This is a genomic window from Bacteroides galacturonicus (assembly GCF_003096855.1).
Taxonomy (GTDB): Bacteria; Bacillota; Clostridia; order Lachnospirales; family Lachnospiraceae; genus Lachnospira; species Lachnospira rogosae.
On sequence record NZ_QEOA01000007.1, the window covers coordinates 232,549 to 256,337 of the forward strand.

Annotated in this window: 17 protein-coding genes and 1 pseudogene; 1 reads left to right on the forward strand and 17 read right to left on the reverse strand. The window is 37.7% G+C overall.

Going from position 1 to position 23,789, the window contains the following annotated elements; all coding sequences use genetic code 11:
* Position 1 precedes the first annotated feature (1 nt).
* Genes C7390_RS11590 through C7390_RS11610 form a run of 5 tightly spaced genes read right to left on the reverse strand, consistent with a single transcriptional unit; the run spans position 2 to position 5,620 of the window.
* Complete coding sequence (locus C7390_RS11590) at positions 2 to 1,078, reverse strand: glycosyltransferase family 2 protein (protein WP_022502366.1); 1,077 nt, start codon at positions 1,076 to 1,078, stop codon at positions 2 to 4.
* A 3-nt stretch (positions 1,079 to 1,081) separates the two neighbouring features.
* The gene (locus C7390_RS11595; RefSeq protein ID WP_022502365.1) at positions 1,082 to 1,804 is read right to left on the reverse strand and encodes a sugar transferase; all 723 of its coding nucleotides are present in this window, start codon (positions 1,802 to 1,804) and stop codon (positions 1,082 to 1,084) included.
* A 33-nt stretch (positions 1,805 to 1,837) separates the two neighbouring features.
* The gene (locus tag C7390_RS11600; protein ID WP_318295686.1) at positions 1,838 to 3,040 is read right to left on the reverse strand and encodes a DegT/DnrJ/EryC1/StrS family aminotransferase; all 1,203 of its coding nucleotides are present in this window, start codon (positions 3,038 to 3,040) and stop codon (positions 1,838 to 1,840) included.
* A gap of 39 nt (positions 3,041 to 3,079) precedes the next feature.
* The gene (locus C7390_RS11605) at positions 3,080 to 4,522 is read right to left on the reverse strand and encodes a PEGA domain-containing protein (RefSeq protein ID WP_116444226.1); all 1,443 of its coding nucleotides are present in this window, start codon (positions 4,520 to 4,522) and stop codon (positions 3,080 to 3,082) included.
* A 48-nt stretch (positions 4,523 to 4,570) separates the two neighbouring features.
* Positions 4,571 to 5,620, reverse strand: a complete 1,050-nt coding sequence (locus tag C7390_RS11610; protein WP_116444227.1) for a protein kinase family protein — start codon at positions 5,618 to 5,620, stop codon at positions 4,571 to 4,573.
* 208 nt (positions 5,621 to 5,828) lie between these two features.
* Here C7390_RS11610 and C7390_RS11615 point away from each other — a divergent pair, with 208 nt between their 5' ends.
* A complete protein-coding gene (locus C7390_RS11615; RefSeq protein ID WP_090141151.1) occupies positions 5,829 to 7,085 on the forward strand; it encodes a CCA tRNA nucleotidyltransferase in 1,257 nt (418 codons plus the stop codon).
* Positions 7,086 to 7,304: 219 nt separating this feature from the next.
* Here the strand turns inward: C7390_RS11615 and C7390_RS11620 are convergent, their stop codons facing one another.
* The 12 genes and pseudogenes from C7390_RS11620 to C7390_RS11675 form a co-directional block, all read right to left on the reverse strand.
* Complete coding sequence (locus tag C7390_RS11620; RefSeq protein WP_055306907.1) at positions 7,305 to 9,293, reverse strand: oleate hydratase; 1,989 nt, start codon at positions 9,291 to 9,293, stop codon at positions 7,305 to 7,307.
* A gap of 34 nt (positions 9,294 to 9,327) precedes the next feature.
* Complete coding sequence (locus tag C7390_RS11625) at positions 9,328 to 10,725, reverse strand: radical SAM protein (protein ID WP_022502359.1); 1,398 nt, start codon at positions 10,723 to 10,725, stop codon at positions 9,328 to 9,330.
* 133 nt (positions 10,726 to 10,858) lie between these two features.
* Positions 10,859 to 11,407: an HdeD family acid-resistance protein gene (locus tag C7390_RS11630; protein ID WP_022502358.1), complete on the reverse strand. Its 549-nt coding sequence runs from the start codon at positions 11,405 to 11,407 to the stop codon at positions 10,859 to 10,861.
* Positions 11,408 to 11,561: 154 nt separating this feature from the next.
* On the reverse strand, positions 11,562 to 12,125 hold the full coding sequence (locus C7390_RS11635; RefSeq protein WP_022502357.1) for a TetR-like C-terminal domain-containing protein: 564 nt from the start codon (positions 12,123 to 12,125) through the stop codon (positions 11,562 to 11,564).
* A gap of 528 nt (positions 12,126 to 12,653) precedes the next feature.
* Positions 12,654 to 15,278, reverse strand: a pseudogene (gene ppdK / locus C7390_RS11640) (pyruvate, phosphate dikinase); the annotation flags it as partial.
* Between the two features lie 532 nt (positions 15,279 to 15,810).
* Positions 15,811 to 17,250, reverse strand: coding sequence for a proline--tRNA ligase (gene proS / locus C7390_RS11645; RefSeq protein WP_022502355.1), 1,440 nt, complete (start codon positions 17,248 to 17,250; stop codon positions 15,811 to 15,813).
* Between the two features lie 198 nt (positions 17,251 to 17,448).
* A complete protein-coding gene (locus tag C7390_RS11650) occupies positions 17,449 to 18,549 on the reverse strand; it encodes an AI-2E family transporter (RefSeq protein ID WP_318295687.1) in 1,101 nt (366 codons plus the stop codon).
* Positions 18,550 to 18,683: 134 nt separating this feature from the next.
* The gene (locus C7390_RS11655) at positions 18,684 to 19,343 is read right to left on the reverse strand and encodes an RluA family pseudouridine synthase (RefSeq protein WP_116444230.1); all 660 of its coding nucleotides are present in this window, start codon (positions 19,341 to 19,343) and stop codon (positions 18,684 to 18,686) included.
* A 20-nt stretch (positions 19,344 to 19,363) separates the two neighbouring features.
* On the reverse strand, positions 19,364 to 19,753 hold the full coding sequence (locus tag C7390_RS11660; protein ID WP_022502352.1) for a hypothetical protein: 390 nt from the start codon (positions 19,751 to 19,753) through the stop codon (positions 19,364 to 19,366).
* A gap of 106 nt (positions 19,754 to 19,859) precedes the next feature.
* Positions 19,860 to 20,549: a response regulator transcription factor gene (locus C7390_RS11665; RefSeq protein ID WP_022502351.1), complete on the reverse strand. Its 690-nt coding sequence runs from the start codon at positions 20,547 to 20,549 to the stop codon at positions 19,860 to 19,862.
* 29 nt (positions 20,550 to 20,578) lie between these two features.
* Positions 20,579 to 22,087: a HAMP domain-containing sensor histidine kinase gene (locus C7390_RS11670; protein WP_055306910.1), complete on the reverse strand. Its 1,509-nt coding sequence runs from the start codon at positions 22,085 to 22,087 to the stop codon at positions 20,579 to 20,581.
* 268 nt (positions 22,088 to 22,355) lie between these two features.
* Positions 22,356 to 23,648 (reverse strand): UDP-N-acetylglucosamine 1-carboxyvinyltransferase, encoded by a 1,293-nt coding sequence (locus C7390_RS11675; protein ID WP_022502349.1) that lies wholly within the window; start codon positions 23,646 to 23,648, stop codon positions 22,356 to 22,358.
* Positions 23,649 to 23,789: the final 141 nt, after the last annotated feature.

The following is a 23,789-nucleotide window of genomic DNA, read 5'->3' on the forward strand; positions in this document are numbered from 1 at the left end:
ATTAACCTCTTTTTGATTTATCCATAAGTCCTGCTATTGTGCCTATTCCATAACTTAAATGAAGAAGCAGGAATAATACAGGAAGACAGGCATTAGTTATATTTCTTTTATCTTCAGCTTTAAATGCAGATACTGCCGCCATACCAGATGCCATTAAAGCATAGAGCACCCACATAACAGTTGTAAGCACTACTGTTACTTTTCTTAATGCCGAAATACCTTTTCCAAGTGTATGGTTGTGCCTTTTCTTAATGCACTCTGCAAGTCCTGTCGCTCCAATAACCGAACCTGAAGCTATTATTGCACTGACAAATGCAAATGGCACAAAATGATATATGCTAAGGCACTTAGGACATACCTTGCTTGTCTTTCCTATCCAGTAGCCGTTAGCATACTTCTGCTTAAGCATTGCCTTAAGACTGCTTCTTGTATACTGGTATGATATTATATCAGGGTCAAAGCACAGCTTATATCCAGCTTTTCTCATTCTATAATGAATTTCATTATCTTCTGTACGCACAAGTTCCTCATTAAAGAAACCAACCTTTTCAAATACTTCTCTTCTATATGCTGCGTGAAATAACGATTTAACATAAGTCTTTCCAGGATTATTCCTGTATGAAGCAATGCTTGAACCAAACATACTGCTCTCTGCAAGAAGAAGTGTCTCCTTAAATGGAGTTGGCTTGTCTATTATGTTAGGTCTTTGTCCACCACATATATATTCGCCTGTTTCAAGCACCCTCACATTCTTACTGACAAAATCCTCTGGAATTACAGCGTGTGCATCTACCTTTATTATCGCATCACCCTTATATTCCCTCAATGCAACGTTCCAGCCTGATGGAAGTGTCTTTTTAGGATTGTCAAGCACTACAACCCTTCTGAATTCATCTTTATTATCAAGTGCAAATTCACACATAAGTGCTCTTGTATTATCAGTTGATGCTCCGTCTACAAGCACAACCTCCATATTGTTATGGTCATAATCCTGATTTTTAATACATTCTAATATTCCATTAATATTCTGTTCCTCGTTATATGCAATAACACACATAGTAATAAGCATATCAGACATTTATTATCTCCTTCTACTCTTTGTCACTGAAAGCCTCTCGCTTCCAACAACAGATTCAAATGTATCCCAAAGCACCCTGCAATCCTCTGCAAAACCAAACTTTCTTAATGCCTCAAGATTATACTTCATCTTCGCAGGAAGTACTTCCTCAACATACGCTTTATCCGGATTGGCGGCATTGCCTAATATTTTATCTTCATCTTTATAAGCTATGCTTGTTCTTGATGTAAGCCCAGCCGGCAAAAGCAGTGTTGCATACATTTCTTTAGAATACTGCTTTACATACTCAGGCACTTCCGGTCTTGTGCCGACAAGTGTCATATCTCCTGCAAGAATGTTAAATAACTGTGGGAATTCATCAGCTCTTATCTTTCTTAAAAGCTTTCCCATTCTTGTTATTCTTCTGTCATTATCCACAGTCACAGAAGCACCAAGCTCATTAGCATTAACAACCATTGTCCTGAACTTGTATATCTTAAATATTCTTCCATACTGTGTAACTCTTTCCTGTCTGAAAAATACAGGTCCTCTTGAATCACATTTTATAAGTATTGCAATTATTAACATCGGCAATGCAAGCACAGCAAGCATTATTGATGCAACTACGATATCAAATAATCTCTTCACCATTAAAGAAGCTCTACGTTTATTAACTATATTGTAATATTTTCTTACTTCCCTTGTTCTCATAAACTTTGGAAGCTCATTCCATTTTCTAAGCTGCATACCAACCTCTTTTCTGCCAGTCTGTTAAACCTGTTATTTAAGGCTGTTAAAATTCTCTATAACATATTCTATCTGTTCATCTGTAAGATTAGTATGAAGTGGAAGTGTGACTTCATTGTGATACATTTCAAAAGATTTTGGGAAATCTTTTATATCAAAGCCAAGCTGCTTATATGCTGTGTGCATAGGAAGCGGCTTGAAATGTACATTCGTTGCAATTCCTGCTTCTGCCATTCTTATTATAAACTGGTTTCTGTCTTCTACATCTCTTCCAAGGAGTCTTGTAAGAAACAGATGTCCACTTGATGAATATTCATCTGTATAATGGCACAGGCACTCAACATCATCTGCCTTAATACCATCTGTATACATATTAATCATCTGCTTTCTTCTTGCAAGCATCCCCTCATATCTTGTCATCTGAGCAAGACCTATGGCGGCTGTTATATCTGTCATATTACACTTATAAAGTGGTGCAATAATGTCATATTCCCACGCACCAAGCTTAGTCTTTGCAAGTGCATCCTTTGACTGTCCGTGAAGGCTCATAAGCATAATCTTTTTGTATATTTCTTCATCGTCTATTCCGTCAAGTTCTCTCCATACAAGGCCTCCACCTTCACCTGTTGTAAAGTTCTTAACAGCATGGAAAGAAAATGATGTAAAGTCCGCACATTGTCCGCTCTTATGTCCATTTCTTGACGCACCATATCCGTGTGCCGAATCAGCAAGTATAAGAACTCTTCCAAGTGCCTCCTGATAAGCATTAGCCGGCTTAAATAAAGCCTTCTTGCTCTCAAGTATTGCCCTTATCTTATCATAATCGACCATTACACCAGCTATATCCACTGGAATAACCGCCTTGGTCTTCTCTGTTATGGCTGCTTCAAGCTCATCATAATCAAGATGATAAGTTCCCTCCTGCACATCAATAAGCTTTAAAGTTGCACCAACGTGGCATACAACACTTGCTGATGCTGTATATGTGTATGCCGGAACTATCACCTCATCTCCCGCTCCAATTCCGAATAATCTAAGAGCCGTCTCCATACACGCTGTAGCTGAATTAAGACACGCACCTCTCTTAGTGCCAGTGAACTCTGCCATCTGTCTTTCTAATTCCTTGGTTCTTGGACCTGTTGTAATCCAGCCCGACCTTAATGCTTCGCTTACTGCTTCAATTTCCTTTTCTGATATATCTGGTGGTGAAAATGGTATATTCATCTTTTTTGTCATTATTATCCTTCTGCCTCTTTTCTATACATTCTGCATAATCTAATTAGAAGATGTGGCTGTAGGCGTTGTTACCGTTGGCGTCTGTACAGTCGCAGTCTCACTTGTCTTTGTCATATCCGGGAACGCATATGTCATATCACCTGCTGTATTAGGTATTGATATAGTATAGCTTACTGTATTATACCCAGATTGTGACAATGTTATAGTCTTGTTGCCACTTGATTTGCTAAATGAGCAGGGAACAACACCTATGTATACACTATCTACATACAAAGCAGCTCCTGATGGTGCTGTTATATTAACACTATAACCATTAGTAAGGCTCGCTGATGTCGTCTTTGCTGTTGTTGACGAGCTTGTACTTGTCATATCAATAACCTTAGTCTTGTAATCTGAATTAACCGTAAATGTCTCTGTATAAGTTTCATAATGGTTAGCCTGTAATGTAAGTGTATGAGAACCATATGTTAATGACACAGGCTTTGAGTAATCAACTTCACTTCCATCTATTGCCATAATTGCATTCTCTGGTGTAACTGAGAAGTTGATTGCACCCTTTTTAGCTGAAAGCTGCTTATATTCTGAGAAATCAAGCGTTGAAGTCGCATCTTTCTTAATAGTTACTTTCTTGGTTGCTGTCATATCTGCACTCTGAAGCTCAACATCATAAGTACCAACTCCGACAGTAAGCATCATATCCTGTGTAACACCATACAAAAGACTGCTTCCTAATGTCACATAACCACCTACAAATGCATCTATTCCTGTCAGTTCCAGATATCCGTGCCCATTATCAACCGATATTGAGTACAGCTTATCATCAATTCCTCTTAACGTAAGTTCATCTTCCTTTACAATCTGTGCAATGCTTATAAGATTACCTCCAGAGGTTACTACCGTATAATCCCTGTAATTAAGCGTAGTCTGTCCAATCACCACACTCTTAGAGCTTTCATCAAGCTCTATATCCGTAACTGATGTCCTGCTCCACGCATTCTTTGAACCATATATCTTGGTTGCCTTGCCATATTTGTTGCAGTATACATCATATATCTCTCCGGGCTGTATCAATGTCGCCGCCTTAAGCTTTCCATAAGCATCCTGTATATCAGTACCACCTGTATACATTACTGAATATTCCGTTCCAGTTTCAACATCAATAAAATGTATATTCTTAAGCGTGGTATCTATTGACGATACTATCCCCACTAGTGTTGCATTGTCACTGTTCTTGGCTATGTCTGTTACATTGCCCTTTTTCTTCGCTGGTGTAATTGAACTGCCCGGTACAATCGCTCCGTTACTTCCCGATGTTCCACAACCTGTCTGGCATATTATCATAATGGCAGTCATTATAATAACTGCCATTCTCTTTACAACCGAATATGGCTTAATTATGTTAAACAGATGTGTCCTGCTTCTTGTAATACCACTTTCGTTCTTTGTTCTATTAGCTTTATTATATATAAATGTATGTTTCATTCCCTGTATCCTGATTATAATCGTTTATTGGCTATACCTATGGGAATTTTACCACACACAGCATATTTTATCAATTAATTCTCTTCTTCTTTCATTCTGCTCAATAACCTTCCTTAGTTTATCTACATTTTTATCTGGAATCCACGATTTATTACTATTAATATACTGGTTAATTATCTTCCAGAATTTCTCCGGATATGACAAAAGTGTCATAAGAAGTTCAAGCTCATTATCATCAAGAGGACATATTCTGTCATATTCATCAAGAAGCCTGTAGAACACACTATTTTCCCAGTTATACTTCTCCATAACTTTTCTTATGAACTGGTACAAATCACTAATCTGGCACTCATTCTTATATCTGTCAAAATTAACAACATAAGTATCCTTTCCACCGATAAGCACATTATGGTAAGTATAGCTTCCATGCGAAATCTCTCCATTAACCGCCGCATCTAGAAGCCTCTCATCAAATCTTTCGTCCATAAGCCTCTCGCTTGCATTGCACGCCTCCTCATAATAGTCACCGATATGCTTAAATGCCAGCTGCTCAAATGTCTGTCTGCCTTTTTTCTGCTTAAGATAATTGTATGCTTTCTTTAATTCCCTTGTGTGCTTCACATATGTCTTTCTTAGTGCTGTTTCCTTCCTGTTCTGGCATGCCTTAAGCTCTGCCTGTGCATACTCCTTGTACTCTGTCTCACCACATGGATTAATCTTAAGCTCGCTTCCAGCCTCCCTTAACGCGATATGAAGATACGCCATCATACTCACCGCTCTGCACATATCCCCCATATCCTTTACATCACTTTCCTTCGCATCAAACCAGTCTTTTAAAATATATCTTCTGCCGTCCTCATCCTGCGACACAAGCTGTCCCTCATTATTTCTTACATATGTATCTGTATTGCCAAATCCCGCTGATTTTAATATCTGTGTAATATTATTCTCCCTCTCATAATACTTGTCAGGCTTCTCACACTGGGTAAAAAGCTTATACCCCTGTCCAGTTGCAATAATAATACCGCCCCTGCCTCTTATCATACGGTTAATGCTGATATTATATTGTTCTAACACCTTTTCTGATTTCTCATTCACGAATATACCCTCCAATCCAACTAGGCCTACTTATCATATGCATGTGTTCAATAAAAAATGCGTTGCCATTCAGTGACAAACATAGTTTTTTTTGTTAAAATTATGGGCAGTAATAATGCGAACTATTGCAAATTTTATATAGCCAAATAACAGATTTAAAGATTTAAAAATGAAATCAAAATAATAATTTAAAGATTGGTAATTAAGTATGGATTATAGTAATTTTAAAATTGATATGCCTAATGACGTTGAATTTATAATCAACACAATTAAAAGCCACGGCCATCAGGCTTATGCTGTAGGTGGCTGTGTCCGCGATTCTATTATGGGACTCACTCCTAATGACTGGGATATAACAACCTCTGCACTCCCTTCCGATATCAAAGAATATTTCAACAAGACAATTGATACCGGAATTGAACACGGCACAGTAACAGTTATGTTGCACAATGTTGGATATGAGGTTACAACCTACAGAATTGACGGCGAGTACAAAGACGGCAGACACCCATCTTCTGTTGAATTCTCCGACAGGCTGACAGACGATTTATGCAGACGTGATTTTACAATAAATGCTATGGCTTACAATAATATAACTGGGCTTGTCGATGAATATGGCGGAATAGACGATATTAATAACCGCATAATAAAATGCGTTGGCAACCCAATTGAGCGTTTTACAGAAGATGCTTTAAGAATGATGAGAGCCATAAGATTTTCTGCACAGCTTGGCTTTACCATTGAACCGGATACATTTAAGGCTATTGAAAAGCTTAACCGCAATATAGATAAAGTCAGTATGGAACGTGTATGCGTAGAACTTAAAAAGACTCTTTTATCAGATAACCCTGATTATTGCAGTCTTTATGCAACAACAGGTCTTTTTAATAATATTCTGCCTGTAATAGCAGATAATCTTACCGGCAGATATGCCAAGAAGCTGCTTCTTACCTGCAAATATACTGATAATGAGCTTCCACTTAGATTAGCCGCAATTCTTTTTGTATGCTCACCTGATGAGGCAAGAACAGCTTTAAGAAATCTTAGAATGGATAACAAGACTATTGATACTGTTGTAAAGATATTAACATACACCCCGCTTCACATTGATGAAACTGAACCTGCTGTAAGGGAAGCACTTCATCAGTGTGGACGTGACATTTTTATGTTAGTAATAAGATTACAGCGTGCTTCTATTAAAGCAAGTGAAGAGATTACATTTATAAGTAACCCTGCCAAGTATAACCACCTGAATAAATTACAGCGTATGGCAGATGATATACTTGAAAGAGGTGACTGCTTTACAATAAAAGACCTTGATATAACAGGAGTTGACCTTATCGAATATGGTCTTAAGGGTGCAGAAATCGGCAATACACTTAATACACTGCTTGATATTGTAATTGAGAACCCTAAGCTTAATGATAAGGCTACTTTAATTGCACTTCTTGATAATTTAAAGTAGTCATATGTGCACCAATCACAGGTGCTTTCCTAATACATAAAAAGGCTCAGCCCTGGCTGCTGGAATTATCCATCAGCTTGAGGCTGAGCTTTTTATATGACAAATATTTTTGATATTCTGTATATAGCACAACAGTTTCCTGCACTATTTTAAAATGCTGCATTTTTAAACACTATGTTATCTTAAAACATCGTATTTATCAGACAACTATCGCTTATATTAATACTTCATATAATCCTTAATAACATTATGGTCTTTAAGAACCTTTTCAATTACAGTTCCCTTTATCCTTCTAAGGAGTGGTTTCTTAATGTTATCAAGCACGCCAGGAAGTTCTATTTCAAGAGGTGACTTGCCGTCCATAAGCTTAACAGAAGCATCTAAGAGATCTCTTACATCATATACGCTTCCCCATACTTCTGGAACGCCCCTGTCTACGCCAAGAAGTCCGTATACAGCCTCCATAGCTGTTCTTACTGAATATTCTGTTGTGAATATAGTATCTCTTGGTGTCTCAGCAAACTGTCCAAGGAATGCAAAGTTCACACAGCCATCTGGTATAACGTCTGGTCTGTCACCTTTTCTTCTTGGCATAAAGAATGCTGTGATATAAGGCATCATCGTAGGTGTTGTATTGCAGTGGTTCTTAGCAAGTTCATCTATTTCATCTACTGGTATTCCAATATGGTATAACCACTCTGCTGTAATCTCTTGACCAGTACACTCTTTCATAGGCTTCTTGACATAATCACCAGCTACATCTGTAAATAAGCTGTATACCCATACGCATACTTCATCTTTCTTCTGTTCCTTGAACTGTCCCTGTCTGTTAATTGTCCAGCTAAGAAGCCAGCTTGAATCCTTACAGCTTACGATACCGCCTGTAACAACATTTCCTGTTCTAGGGTCTCTTTTACATATCTTCTTAATATGATCGATAATCTTTTCATCACTTGTTGTAACTGTAGCTGACTCCCAGTTAGACTTAGATACATTGCCACAGAACTTTTCTGGGTGTCCAAATGATGGATCCTGCTTTGCAATATTCTTCCAAAGACTCCAGCAGCCGCTTGTTCTTACCTCTGCATCTCCTACAGGTGCGTGAGTATGGTCACCATAGATTGTACTCTCTGTACAGCTTCCGTTAGTTACAAACACAAGGTCATTCTCTGTAAGCTCAATTGTTTCTTCCTTACCCTTGACATTGCACTCTATTGTCCTGGCAATCTTCTTGCCATCCTTGAACTCAAATATAACATTTTCCACCCTTGTATTGAACTGGAACTTAACACCTGCTGCCTCAAGATACTTCTGCATAGGCAGGATAAGTGATTCATACTGGTTATACTTAGTGAATTTGAGTGCTGAGAAATCTGGAAGTCCGCCTATATGATGAATAAATCTCTGGATATAAAGCTTCATCTCTAACGCACTGTGCCAGTTCTCAAATGCAAACATTGTTCTCCAGTAGAGCCAGAAATCCGAGTCAAACACTTCTTCATCAAAGAAATCCTCAATCTTCTTGTCATACAAATCTTCATCTTTAGTGAAGAACAATTTCATTATCTCCATACAGCCCTTCTGGCTTAAATTGAATTTGCCATCTGTATGTGCATCTTCACCCTGATTAACTGTTGCCCTGCAAAGTGAATAGTTAGGGTCGTGCTTATTAAGCCAATAATACTCATCAAGCACTGATGCACCCGGCTTCTCTAATGATGGAATACTTCTGAACAAATCCCAAAGGCACTCAAAATGATTCTCCATCTCTCTACCGCCACGCATTACATACCCTCTTGTTGGATCATTAATGCCATCGCACGCACCACCAGCTATATCCATAGCTTCAAGAATGTGAATATGGCTTCCCTTCATCTGTCCATCTCTTACAAGGAAACAAGCCGCTGCAAGTGAGGCAAGTCCGCTACCTACAATATATGCTGACTTAGCATCAACGCCCTCTGGCTTTTCTGGTCTTGCAAATGCTTCATAATTACCATTTGAGTAATATATACCCTTGCTGTTCTTATCATATTTACCACGCTCAGTATTTCTGTACTGCTCGTATTCTTTCTTCTGTATTTCTTTTATCTCTTTCTTCTCTGTACCGTTCTTATTCTTTGCATTAATAGCCGCAACTCCTGCTCCTACTGCAAGGAGTGCTGCTCCCGCCTTTAATGTCCTGCTTCCGATTGACTTCTTACTCATAAGCTTCTCCTTTCACATATCTGCTGACCTGCAATCAACAATGTCCATAATTCTCATAGCTACTCTTCTTTACAGGAGTTTCACTCCATATCTTATCAGCATATGGCTTCCACGCATTGGCATATGGAACACATTTGCTGCAAAGATGCTCTGCTGTCTCTGGCGACTGTAAATCTGTTGATTTAGCACCTGTTTCCTTGACCATTTTCTGTAAAATCTCAGGATTTTCAAGCATAGGACAAGGTCTTAAATGGTTCTTATTAAATGGCTGGTTCTTTCTATATGCCATAAATAATGGCTGGTTAAGTATCTCAAGTAATGTATTAGTTCTTATATTCGCACCTGAATAATGAATAAATACACAAGGCTCTGCATCACCATTTGCATTAATGTGGAAATAGTTTCTTCCGCCTGCTATACAGCCACCAACGAACTCACCATCATTCTGGAAATCAAATGTAAATAAGCCCTGTCCTGTTGTAAGACTTCTTATCTGTCTTATGCGGTCTTTCATATATATTCTCTGCTCTGGTGTTGGAAGCAATTCAACTGAAGCATCATTTCCAACTGGCATATAATGGAAATACATTGCATAACGGCAGCCCTTATCTACCATAAGCTGTATGAATTCATCACTTGTTACTGTTTCTGTATTCTTAGATGTGTAGCATATTGAAGTACCGAATACAAGACCATTTTTCTTTAAAAGATCCATTGCATTCATAACCTTGCCATATACACCATCGCCACGTCTTAAGTCATTGACCGCTTCAAATCCCTCAAGACTTATTGCAAGATAAAGATTGCCTACTCTTTTCATCTCCTGACAAAATGCTTCATCAACAAGTGTTCCATTAGTAAATGAAAGAAATGCACAGTCATTATGCTTCTCACATAACTTTATTATGTCGCTCTTTCTTACAAGTGGTTCACCGCCTGTAAACATATAAAGATATATTCCTAACTCCTTGCCCTGTGTTACAACACTGTCCATTTCGTCAAATGTAAGATTAAGCCTGTTGCCATATTCTGCCGCCCAGCAACCTGTACAATGAAGGTTGCAGGCACTTGTAGGATCCATAAGAATGAGCCAAGGAACATTACAGTTATACTTTTCTCTCATCTTTCTTATTGTCTTAGTTCCATTTAAGAATGCCTCAAATCCAAGATTAAGCACCATAGTCTTTAATACGCCAGGGTCTATCTCATCTAATGCCTTATTAATATACTTATTAAGTGCACTATCCTTATCTTTGATTTTCTTTCTCACGCTGTCAAAATCAACATCAAGCTTCTCACCGTCCATATATTTTTCCATAAAATCGACAAGCTTTAATATCTCTTTTTCTCTATCTTTATCAAGATTTTTAATAACCACATCTGCCGCTTTTCCTACGGCTACTCTTCCTGCTTTATGTGTAATTGTTCCCATTTTTTTCAACTCCTGTCGCTTTTAATTTCTTCTTTATTGTATAAACTCTTATGATCTGTATTAATTATTTATTACTGCATTAATTATTTATTAATATTCCAATTGTTAACTACTGCGTTAATTATCTATATAATCACTGCCTTAATGCTTTGTCTGTCTTAACCGTATCTATCACGATAACAAGATTAAGAATTCCATCCATACACAGATTAAGCCCTATAAGCCTTACCATAAGCCTTGTTGTCTCACCCGGCATTAATATAAGCAATATGCCAATCGCAGCTACAATAACTGCCAGTATAAGCATCAGCCACCAGCGGCTTATTCCAAATCTTTTGGAATCTATAGATGTCTGTATTTTAAATGTCGCATCTACAAGCATTACAATTCCTATACATGTTGATAACAACTGCACCACTCTTGCTGTCCTGCACACAAATACAATTCCCACAATTGCAATAACTATACCAAGTGCCAGATCGAACTGGAATGCAAGCTGGTAAGCATCTTTTGCAAAATATCCCATAATCTTGACTGCGCCGTATATTATCATATATATCCCGAATATTATACACACAACATCTAACGCAATTCCCGGTGCTATAAGAAGTACAGCCCCAACAAGAATAAGACATATTGTAAGAATACTGTACATATTCTTAAAGTTCTTTATGCCATTCATAATGCTGCCTCCTTTCTTAAATATCTTTGTGAATTCTTTAACCTAAAGTTAGGATAACTCATTTTCATATCAATTAATACAGACAGATTGAGGGAAGTGTACCTAAATTCGTACACTTCCCTCAATCTGTCTGAAAATGAAATTATTATAAATGTTAGTTACTATTTGCTTTAGCTTTTGAAATCATAACTGGAAGTGTTGCATCTATTGACTCAGAAATTCTTGCTATAAAATGCTCAAAATCAGCCTGCATACCACTTTCTATCCATTTATATGTACTTCCGATTATCGCATAGCCATAAAAATACGACATGAATTCCAGATCCTTTTCTGAGATATTCTCGCCCTCACTCTTAGCCGCAATATAACTTCTTACTACCTCAGCGGTCATCTTTTCAAGATAATTGGTAATAATATCGCGGTTCCTGGAATTATAGACGTGTATCACAACGTCCTTATACTCCACAAGTATCGCCGCAGCCCTGCTGTACTCCTCATAAAATGAACCATTACTTCCAGCTTCTCTTAAATTCTTCTCAATCTCTTCCATAAATATGTTATTGAGAACATCGTATATATCCTTAAAATAATAATAAAATGTGTTTCTGTTAATTTCACACTCATCACATATATCTTTAACCGTAACTTTATCAACTGATTTCTGCTTTAGTAATTTTAAAAGGCTTAACATTATAGCTCTTTTTGTAAATTTAGCCATAGTAATATCTATCCTCACATTCTAAATATATATTCAGCTTATATGTTCTATAATATAACACAGGTTTGGCTTTTCGCCTACCTTAAAAATCCAACTTTAATTTAATTTTTATACCATATTATTATTTCAAATATAAATTCAGCCATATCTTTTAAAATGTAAAGAGCTAACCATTATATGCCACAAAGCTATGCCTGCATATTAATGATTAGCTCTTTTACTATTATGATAACACAATCACACCAATACCTGTGTAAATAATCCGACCTAGTTATCTTTATTCTTATTCTCTTTATAAGCCTTCTTCGCTTCTGCTATTCCTGCTTTAAGTCCAGCCACCCCTGCAAATGCTACCTCTTTACCGGCCTTGGCGGCTTCCTTACCCACCTTGACAGCCTCTTTAGCTACTTCCCTGCCTACCTTGGCGGCTTCGTTAGCAGCTTTCTTAGCTTTCTCCTTAAGCTCATCTGTATCTATGCCTTCCTTAGCCGCGGCATTAGTGTCACCTTCACTGTCATTCTGCAATTCGCTGGCGATTGCTGCCTGTGCTGCTGCAAGTCTTGCAATAGGTACTCTGAATGGTGAACAGCTTACATAATCAAGTCCTGCCTTATGACAGAATTCTATGCTTGATGGATCTCCACCGTGCTCTCCGCATATTCCGCACTTAAGTGCTGGTCTTGTCTTTCTTCCGTTGGCAACTGCCATTTTAACAAGCTGTCCTACACCATTCTGGTCTAATCTTGCAAATGGATCTGACTCATATATCTTGCTCTTATAATATGAGTCAAGGAACTTTCCTGCATCATCTCTTGAAAATCCAAAAGTCATCTGTGTAAGATCATTAGTACCAAATGAGAAGAACTCTGCTTCTTCTGCAATCTCATCAGCAAGAAGTGCCGCTCTTGGAATTTCTATCATTGTACCAATCTTATACTTGATATCTGAATTCTTTTCTTTCTTAACAGCTTCCGCTTCTTCTATTACAACATCTTTAACGAACTTTAATTCTTTCTTCTCGCCCACAAGAGGTATCATTATCTCTGGTGTAATCTCATAGCCTTTTTCTTCTGAAACTTCAATCGCAGCTTCCATTACTGCTCTTGTCTGCATTCTTGCAATCTCTGGATATGTTACTGCAAGACGGCAGCCTCTATGTCCCATCATTGGATTGAACTCGTGAAGTGCCTCACATTTTGCTTTAACTTCTTCTACTGTAAGTCCCATATCATCTGCAAGTGCCTTAATATCTTCTTCCTCTGTTGGCACGAATTCGTGAAGAGGTGGATCAAGGTATCTTACAGTCATTGGCCTGCCTTCAAGTGCTTCATACATAGCCTTGAAATCTGTCTTCTGGAACTCACCAATTGGCTTTAATGCTTCTACTCTCTTCTCCACTGTATCAGAAAGAATCATTCTTCTGAACTTAGGAATTCTGTCTTCACCAAAGAACATATGCTCTGTACGGCAAAGTCCTATTCCCTCAGCACCAAGCCTTACAGCATTCTTAGTATCTGCTGGTGTATCTGCGTTAGTTCTTACACCAAGCTTTCTATATTCATCAGCCCAAGCCATAATTCTTCCAAAATTACCACTTACAGTAGCTTCCACTGTCTTAATATCGCCTTTGTATATCTTACCTGTTGAACCATCAAGTGATATATAATCCCCCTCTGTAAATGTATATCCACCAAGTGTAAACTGCTTAGCTTCCTCGTCTATAGATATTGCTCCACAGCCTGAAACACAACAAGTACCCATACCTCTTGCAACTACAGCAGCGTGTGATGTCATACCTCCCCTTACTGTAAGTATGCCCTGTGAAGCGTGCATACCTTCTATATCCTCTGGAGATGTCTCAAGTCTTACAAGGATAACTCTTTCTCCCTTGCCGCCTTTTCCAAGTTCCTTGGCTTCTTCGGCTGTAAATACTACTTTACCTGCGGCAGCTCCAGGAGATGCTGGAAGTGCTTCTCCAATAACTTCCCCTGCCTTAAGTGCATCAGTATCAAACATTGGGTGTAATAACTGGTCTAAAGACTTAGCTTCTATTCTCATTACTGCTTCTTTAGGTGTTATCATTCCCTCATCTACAAGATCACACGCAATCTGGATAGCCGCCTGTGCAGTTCTCTTGCCGTTACGTGTCTGCAAGAAATACAATTTGCCTTCTTCTATAGTAAATTCCATATCCTGCATATCTTTGTAGTGGTTCTCAAGCTTCATTGCAAGTTCCATAAACTGTGAATAACACTCTGGAAGGTCTTTCTCAAGCTGTGTTATTGGCTGAGGTGTTCTGACACCAGCAACTACGTCCTCGCCCTGTGCATTGATAAGATATTCTCCGTATATTCCCTTAGCACCTGTAGATGGATTTCTTGTAAATGCTACACCAGTTCCTGATGTATCACCCTTATTACCAAATACCATAGTCTGTACATTAACCGCTGTTCCCCAGTCGCCCGGAATATCATTCATTCTTCTGTATACAATTGCCCTAGGGTTGTCCCATGAACGGAATACTGCCTTAACTGCTTCCATAAGCTGAACCTTAGGATCCTGTGGGAACTCTTCACCCTTCATAGCTTCCTTGTATACAGCCTTAAATCTTACAATAAGTTCTTTTAAATCATCTGCTGTAAGCTCTGTATCATATACAACACCCTTATCAGCCTTAACTTCATCTATAATCTTCTCAAAATATGACTTAGGAACTTCCATAACAACATCTGAGAACATCTGTATAAATCTTCTATATGAATCATACGCAAATCTTGGGTTACCTGTCTTAACCGCAAAGCCCTCAACTGCCACATCATTAAGTCCAAGATTAAGTATTGTATCCATCATACCCGGCATAGATGCCCTTGCACCTGATCTTACAGAAACTAAGAGAGGATCCTGTGTATCCCCGAACTTCTTTCCGTTATACTCCTCAAGCCAGCCAATAGCTTCAAATATCTGAGCTTGTATCTCATCTGTAATCTGCTTTCCGTGTCTGTAATATTCAGTGCAGGCCTCTGTTGTAACTGTGAAACCTTGTGGAATTGGCATACCAAGCCCTGTCATCTCTGCAAGATTAGCTCCTTTTCCACCAAGTAATGGCCGCATTGAAGCGTTGCCTTCTGAAAATCTGTAAACCCATTTCGCCATAAGCTTCCCTCCATTATTCCTATAACGTATTTAGTTATTACGTCCGTTAATTTATTGTTAAAAGTATAACATACTTTTATTAATACATCAACGAGTTCTAAGCAATTCATATATTGTTTTAATTTTATGCTGTATTTATATTGTATTCAATTTATGGAATTATATTCCTGCCCGTTAAAGCTTCTGGTAATTATGTGTTCTGCATTTTCAGCCTGGTCTTTATCAATCTGTCTGCCCTACGTATTTTGCAGATAACAGCTTAATTAAAGACTATATATAATATATGGGGAGTTTATAAAATCTGCTTGTATGCAATCGTAAATCCAGTGTTAATATTTATAAAATAAATGTAAAAAATACTGACAAGTCTGGTAACCAGCCGTATTTACGGATTGTCTGCCATTCTTATCAGTATTCTATATAATCTTATATATTAATGTCAGAGGCAAAAGGTACTCTGCCCTTGACTTATGCCCTCGGATTGCTCCCATTACTATGCAGTTCACTGATATGTCAGAATTGCTGCATTTAATTAGTATGCCTTACCCCAATAAACCATCTTCTTAGCTGGCTTGCCACAGCATACGCACACATCGCTTAACTGCTCCTGTGCAAATGGCATACATCTTGATGTACAAGTTGTCTCTTCTTTAATCTTATCTTCACAAGCCTGCTCGCCGCACCACATAGCCTTGATAAAGCCTGGCTTATTAGCTGCTGTTTCCTTGAACTCATCATAGTTAACTGCTACATATGTATGTGCATCCCTATGTGCTCTTGCTCTCTCAAGCATATCTTTCTGGATAGTGTCAAGAATTTCCGGAAGCTTAACTGCAAGTTCATCAATTGCAACTGTAATCTTCTCTCTTGTATCACGGCGTACAACGATAGCCTGATTAGCTTCAATATCTCTTGGTCCCATCTCAACTCTTACTGGAATACCACGCATTTCCTGCTCTGAGAACTTCCAGCCTGGATTCTTATCAGAATCATCAACCTTAACTCTAAGACCTGCTGCCTTGATAGCATCTCTTACTTCGTATGCCTTATCAAGCACACCTTCCTTCTTCTGCATAATAGGAATAATATCAACCTGAACTGGTGCAACCTTAGGTGGAAGCACAAGTCCTGAATTATCTCCGTGTGTCATAATAACAGCACCGATAAGTCTTGTTGTTGTTCCCCATGATGTCTGATGAACATACTTAAGCTTGTTATCTTTATCTGTATACTGTATACCAAATGCCTTAGCAAATCCATCACCAAAGTTATGGCTTGTTCCTGACTGTAAAGCCTTTCCATCGTGCATAAGTGCTTCGATAGTATAAGTAGCTTCTGCACCAGCGAACTTCTCTTTATCTGTCTTGCGGCCCTTGATAACCGGGATAGCAAGAACTTCCTCACAGAAGTCAGCATAAAGATTAAGCATCTGCTGTGTACGTGCTTCTGCATCTTCTGCTGTTGCGTGTGCTGTATGTCCTTCCTGCCATAAGAATTCTCTTGAACGAAGGAATGGTCTTGTCTCTTTCTCCCATCTTACAACTGAACACCACTGGTTATATACCTTTGGTAAATCTCTGTAAGACTGTATCTCATCCTTGTAGAAATCACAGAAAAGTGTCTCGGATGTTGGTCTTACACACATTCTCTCCTGAAGTGGATTAAGTCCTCCATAAGTAACCCAGGCTACCTCTGGTGCAAATCCTTCTACATGATCCTTTTCTTTCTCAAGAAGACTTTCTGGAATAAACATAGGAAGATATACATTCTCTACGCCTGTCTCCTTGAATCTTCTATCCATTTCATTCTTTATATTCTCCCAGATTGCATATCCAGCCGGCTTAAATATCATACATCCTTTAACGCTTGAATATGACATAAGCTCTGCCTTCTTACATACATCTGTGTACCACTGTGCAAAGTCTACATCCATGGAAGTAATCGCTTCTACTAACTTCTTATCCTCTGCCATAAATATACCTCATTTCCTGCGCTGTCTGCGCGTCCTGTTAAATGTGCCGCAAGCCTGTAATCTAAGCAGATAACCCACAATAAAAGATGCTACAGGTTATCCACATATTAAAGCTCACATAATCTGTAATAGTCTAACATTTTCAGCAGGGATTTTCAAGTAGAACACAGATATCCGTTATTTAAATATTTTATATGCCTACTCTATCCCCATTTCACACCTAAGTCTTATAACCAATGCCTTAATTATGACATAACTTACCGGTCCTGTTATAAAACCTGCCACACCATATACAAGCAGTCCAGTGAATATTATCACAAGCATTGTAAATGGTGATATTCCCAGTCTGTCGCCCATACTCTTGGACTCCATAATCTCACGCACAAAATACGTGATTATATATGCCATTAACAAAATTACCGCATATCTGTAATTTCTTATAAGAAAGCTTATTAATATCCATGGAATAAGCACAGTACCCGTTCCGAATACAGGAAGTGCATCAATTATCCCTATAATAATTCCCAGCACAATAGCGTATGGATTCTTAAGTATCGCAAATGCCAGCATACATAACCCAGAGTTAATCAACATAATTCTTAGCTGTACTTTGAAATAAATATTTATAAGCCTTCTTACTTCTTTCCATATCATACGGATTTCTTCATAGAATACTACTTGTCTTATATTATCCCTGAACTTCTGCAAATCAGACACAAGATATATAACTGCTATGAAGCATACAACAATTCCACCCACAATAATAACAGCATTTTTTACAACTGGAGCAGATATCAATATTATCTTCTCAGGCATTATGCTCATAAGTTTATGTCCACACGCAATAAGTGACTCAAGACAACAGCCTCCTTCCAGTCCCAGAAATGCATCTGCATCAAAACACATTCTGGCTGTGAGCTGCTTTACCGCAATCAGGTTATAATCAAGGTTTCTTAACAGCCTGCTGAACTCATCTACACCCTTAAAAATTATAAAACTAAAAAGTGCCAGCAGTACAACAAATATCAATGATACAATAATCGTTGCAGCAATCCCCTGACACTTCTTTTTCTTAATTGTTATTCTTTTGTTCCATCCTAAAATCTTATCTAGTCCTATGTATAGCTTATCTGACAGATATATTACCTTCTTCTCAAGTATAACTGCTATAAACACACCTATAACAAATGGCCATACATACACAATCAGATACTTAAAGCTTATATATACAGCCGCCACTATAACAGCTATTCCAAAAAGAAATTTTATTCTGGTCTTACCACTCTTTTCATCACGCAAAATATACAATCTCCTCCGTAATAATTCATCATCTATATATGAAATAATTCCACATTACCGACAAATTATACTTGAAAAAATTCTATATTGATTGCTTGTTTTCCTGAGCTGTCCAATCTCTGTTTTTAGTCTTTCTATTTTCCTCCTGAAAATTCAGGCTCAATTTCATACACCTTTCCATCAACTGTAAGGCTCTTAGCACATAATGCTATACAGCCCCTTTTAATATGGTACTCCTCTGCTTTCTTAACCGCTGGGTTTCCACCATATTTGCCATCGCCAACAACGGGCAGATTCCTTGATGATAACTGGACACGTATCTGATGATGTCGTCCTGTTATAAGATTAATCAAAAGGCGTGAAACATTTCTTTCCTCGTCATAGTCAATAAGGCTATACTCAAGCACAGCCTTTTTTGCTCCTGCCTGTTCCTTTGATACCACCTTTGATGTGTTATCTTTGCTATTTTTTAAAAGATAATCTGTAAATGTGCCTGTATCACTATGAGGTCTGCCGCATACAAGTACCAGATACTGCTTGCATAAAGATTCCCTTTGCATAAGTGCTGAAAGCCTTGCCGCTTCTTTCTTGTTCTTTGCTATAAGCACAAGACCTGATACTGGTCTGTCAAGCCTGTTAATAATTGCCGCATAGGCTTCCTCACCCTTATTCTTTCTATATGTAAGCACTTCGCTTACCAGATCCATATCAAAGCCTCTGGCACTCTGCGAAAGCTGCCCTGCCGGTTTATTAACTATTATTTTATCTTTATCCTCATATATGACATTTAACATCTTAACTATTCTCTTTCCGTTTATTCACTTTTCATAAATAACAGTTTATTAGCCTGCATACATAATTCATCATATCCAGCCCTGAAATTCTCACTGTCAGCTTTCTCACTTATAATTCTATAGCCTTCAAATCTGATAAGATTTTTAAAATATTCCTCAACGTCAGCTGTTTCCTTTATAATGACTTTACTGAAAGCAAGACCTTCCTTGGAAACCTGTGAATCCGGTCTGAATACTATTTCACCTGACAGAATATTTTCCTGATCTCCAACAAGAATCGCCTTTGCATAATACTTATTACTATCAGTTGTTGCAAGACGTATCTTTCTTATAGGTGCTCTTGACTTATCATTCATTGCATTAGCAATATCAACTTCCTCAGCATCAAAATAATCTTTCTCAATAATCATATTCAACACTTCTTTCTATATTATGATATACTTATGTGATAATTTATGGTTAATACTCCTTACATAACGCAGGGAGTTATCCATCCTGACGGCTCCCATTAACTGATTATAACTTAAATCTGTAGCCAACACCCCATATTGTTTCAATATACTGTGGCTTGCTTGTATCAAGCTCAATCTTTTCTCTTATCTTCTTAATATGAACTGTAACTGTAGCTATATCACCGATAGAATCCATATCCCATATTTCCTTAAATAATTCTTCTTTAGTATATACATGATTAGGATGCTCAGCAAGGAATGTAAGAAGATCGAATTCCTTTGTTGTAAATATCTTCTCCTCACCATTAACAAATACTCTTCTTGCAGTCTTATCAATCTTGATACCACGTATTTCAATTATATCATTCTCTGGCTGCGAGCTGTTAATAAGTCTTTCATATCTTGAAAGGTGAGCCTTAACTCTTGCCACAAGTTCACTTGGACTAAATGGCTTAGTCATATAATCATCAGCACCTACACCAAGACCTCTTATCTTATCAATATCTTCTTTCTTGGCTGATACCATTATAATAGGTATATTCTTAGTCTCTCTTACCTTCTTGCATATCTCAAATCCGTCAATTCCCGGAAGCATAACATCAAGTATGCAGATGTCATATTCTCCGTCAAGTGCTTCTGCAAGTCCGCTTGTACCATCTTTGCATATTGTTACTTCAAATCCACTTAATTCAAGATAATCCTTTTCAATATCTGCAATTGCTTCCTCGTCTTCTACTATTAATACTTTGCTCATAATCTCATTCCTCATCTTTCTATAATCTGTTATTCTTTAGGCTGTGGGTTCTGCACATTATATTTGAGTAAATTCAAATGCATTGTAGTGCCTTCTCCTTCAACACTCTCTGCCCATATCTTTCCTTTGTGGTCCTCGACAATCTTCTTTACAATCGCAAGACCTATGCCGCTTCCTCCTTGTTTCGAGTTACGCGACTCATCAGTTCTATAGAACCTTTCAAATATATGCGAAACATCTTTTCCAGCTATTCCCTTGCCATTATCTGCAATGATGATGTGTACATAATCACTCTCATCATACAAATCTATATCTATCTTTCCCTTGCGCCCCTCAGCCATATACTTAACTGAGTTGCTGATAATATTATTGATAACTCTCTTTAACTGCTCTGGGTCAGCGGCAATTATGACCGGCTCTTTAATATGATTTCTGTAATTAAGCTCTATGCCTGCCGCATCAAGCTCTGTTCCTATCTCATCACAGCAGTCATCAAAATATTCTGACACATCAAATTTAACAAATGTATACAATACCCTGTTAGCATCAAGCCTTGAATATATAGTAAGCTCATCTATTAGCTTATCCATATCATTAACCTTATTAGCAATTGTCTTAACATACTTTGCCTGCTTCTCAGGTGTATCTGCAATTCCATCCCTTAAGCCCTCTACATATCCTTTGATTGCTGTAAGAGGTGTCTTTAGGTCGTGGGAAATGTTTCTTATAAGTTCCTTCTCTTCTTTATCCGACTGGAGCTTGTCCTCTGACGACTTCTTTAATATAAGACGCATTTCCTCAAAATCCTTACACACATCTCCAATCTCATTATCAGGTACTTTTGGCATCTCAAAATCAAAATTGCCTTCTTTAATATTATCTGTCGCAAGCTTAAGCTTATTAACCGGCTTAATAATCGAACTATATATCCACAGATTAAGAATAAGGCTCGTAATTGCAAGAATAAGTATTATAACTACTATAAGCTCAACAATCATATGTCTTATCTGTGGAACACTCTGTTTAACAGAAGTGAGTATTGATACACTATATGTATTCCCGAAATCATCTGTAAAATCAACCTGCTTTATAAGGCTGTGATAGCTTCCACCTTTATATGTTGCAACATCTACAATATTACTTCCATCTATCTCATACTCTGGAAGTATATTAATAAGCTCTGTTGAACTTAACCCTGTCGAATTGTATATAACATTATTATTCTTTCTTACAACAAGCTTTGATAACTTTTCTTTTAATGTATCATTAAGCTCCTCTAGATATATTCTGTTATTAAACTTCTCTGGTTCGGTCTCTGCCTGTTCTCTTACCTGCTCATACACATCATCGGTTATGCTTCCAAACAACGTCATAGGCGAATAAAAATATAATAACACCGTATCACCTTCAACATTATATGTCTTGCATATGCTGTCTGACTGCATTTTGAAAATTCCTACGACAAACACACACAGCATAATAACCGGAAGTACTATCATTACACAGAATGAAATCTTTAACTTATCTCTTAATTTCATATATTCCTCTTGCTATAAATATGTATTCTCTCTAAATATCGTGTATAAAAAAGAATGTGCATCATCGGCACATAAAATATTATATATTAAATATCCAAATGTTATAACATCTTAACATTATTATTATAAATCGGACATCATTATATAAATATATTAATCACTTTATAATAATACCACAAATTAGCACACTATTATTATAACAAAGTATTAAAAATATAAAAATAAAATGAACTACAGATATCATAAAAATATCCGCAGTCCATTATTATCAGCCAATCTTTAATTTGAACTTCTGAAGTTCTCTTTCTGAATCCACTTTAGCAATAATTGCACCAAGTGCTGAGAGCTTACCTTCAAAATCCTCATAACCTCTCTGAATATATTCAATATCATCTATCTGTGAAATTCCGTCAGCCGCAAGTGCAGCAATAACAAGAGCCGCTCCGGCTCTTAAATCAGGTGCAGATAACTGAGCCGATGTGAACTTCTCCACACCTTCTATATATGCTGTATTACCTTCAACCTTTATCTTAGCACCCATTCTGTTAAGTTCATCAACATACTTGAATCTGTTCTCAAATATGCTTTCCGTAACCATACTAGAACCCTTGGCAAGCGCAAGTGCTACCGCTATCTGAGGCTGCATATCTGTAGGAAAACCAGGATACGGAAGCGTCTTTACATTAGTGCTTCCCACTTCACCCTCAGCTATAACTCTTATCCAGTCATCGCCCTCAACAAGCTTACAGCCCATCTCAAGAAGCTTTGCTGTTATTGACTCAAGATGCTTTGGAATTACATCTTTAATAACAATATCTCCTCTTGTGGCTGCTGCTGCCATCATAAATGTACCAGCTTCAATCTGGTCAGGTATTATTGAATATGTGCAACCGTGAAGCCTGTTCACACCCTTAATTCTTATAACATCTGTTCCTGCACCTTTAATATTAGCACCCATAGCATTAAGAAAGTTCGCTACATCTACAATATGTGGCTCTTTTGCCGCATTCTCCAGAATTGTCTCTCCCTCAGCCATACACGATGCCATCATAAGATTAATTGTTGCTCCAACTGTTACAACATCAAAATAAATATGACCTCCAACCAGATTTTCTGCCTTCGCACTTACAACTCCGTGGTCAATATTTACCTTTGCTCCAAGAGCCTTAAAGCCCTTTAAATGCTGGTCTATTGGTCTGCTTCCTATATTACAGCCACCCGGAAGTGCCACATTGGACTCCTTATACTTTCCAAGAAGTGCCCCAAGTAAATAATAAGAAGCTCTTATCTTTCTGATATATTCGTATTCAACATTAAGATCGCTTATTGAACCCCCGTTAATCTGAACTGTGTTGTTATATATATATTTAACCTTTGCACCTATGCCCTCTATTGCCTGTAATAGCACTCTTGTGTCTCTTACATTAGGCACATTCTCTATTGTTACGGTCTCATCCGTCATAATTGCTGCTGCCAGAATACCAAGTGCGGCATTCTTTGCTCCACCTATGGACACCTCTCCACGAAGTGGCACTCCTCCCTTGACAACATACTGTTCCATAATTCGCACCTCTGTCACTACTTACTAATTCATAAAAAGTTACTAATCTCTAAATATCCTAACCATAATCTCATATTCTATACCGTTACAATTATGGTATTACTCTATCGTTATCCTTAAATATATTAAGGCATATGTTCA

What these genes read in the sequence shown, in the direction of transcription:
- C7390_RS11590 (WP_022502366.1), bottom strand. Translation starts at nt 1,078, where the DNA reads ATGTCTGATATGCTTATTACTATGTGTGTTATTGCATATAACGAGGAA.
- C7390_RS11595 (WP_022502365.1), bottom strand. Translation starts at nt 1,804, where the DNA reads ATGCAGCTTAGAAAATGGAATGAGCTTCCAAAGTTTATGAGAACAAGG.
- C7390_RS11600 (WP_318295686.1), bottom strand. Translation starts at nt 3,040, where the DNA reads ATGACAAAAAAGATGAATATACCATTTTCACCACCAGATATATCAGAA.
- C7390_RS11605 (WP_116444226.1), bottom strand. Translation starts at nt 4,522, where the DNA reads ATGAAACATACATTTATATATAATAAAGCTAATAGAACAAAGAACGAA.
- C7390_RS11615 (WP_090141151.1), top strand. Translation starts at nt 5,829, where the DNA reads ATGGATTATAGTAATTTTAAAATTGATATGCCTAATGACGTTGAATTT.
- C7390_RS11620 (WP_055306907.1), bottom strand. Translation starts at nt 9,293, where the DNA reads ATGAGTAAGAAGTCAATCGGAAGCAGGACATTAAAGGCGGGAGCAGCA.
- C7390_RS11625 (WP_022502359.1), bottom strand. Translation starts at nt 10,725, where the DNA reads ATGGGAACAATTACACATAAAGCAGGAAGAGTAGCCGTAGGAAAAGCG.
- C7390_RS11630 (WP_022502358.1), bottom strand. Translation starts at nt 11,407, where the DNA reads ATGAATGGCATAAAGAACTTTAAGAATATGTACAGTATTCTTACAATA.
- C7390_RS11635 (WP_022502357.1), bottom strand. Translation starts at nt 12,125, where the DNA reads ATGGCTAAATTTACAAAAAGAGCTATAATGTTAAGCCTTTTAAAATTA.
- proS (WP_022502355.1), bottom strand. Translation starts at nt 17,250, where the DNA reads ATGGCAGAGGATAAGAAGTTAGTAGAAGCGATTACTTCCATGGATGTA.
- C7390_RS11655 (WP_116444230.1), bottom strand. Translation starts at nt 19,343, where the DNA reads ATGTTAAATGTCATATATGAGGATAAAGATAAAATAATAGTTAATAAA.
- C7390_RS11660 (WP_022502352.1), bottom strand. Translation starts at nt 19,753, where the DNA reads ATGATTATTGAGAAAGATTATTTTGATGCTGAGGAAGTTGATATTGCT.
- C7390_RS11665 (WP_022502351.1), bottom strand. Translation starts at nt 20,549, where the DNA reads ATGAGCAAAGTATTAATAGTAGAAGACGAGGAAGCAATTGCAGATATT.
- C7390_RS11670 (WP_055306910.1), bottom strand. Translation starts at nt 22,087, where the DNA reads ATGAAATTAAGAGATAAGTTAAAGATTTCATTCTGTGTAATGATAGTA.
- C7390_RS11675 (WP_022502349.1), bottom strand. Translation starts at nt 23,648, where the DNA reads ATGGAACAGTATGTTGTCAAGGGAGGAGTGCCACTTCGTGGAGAGGTG.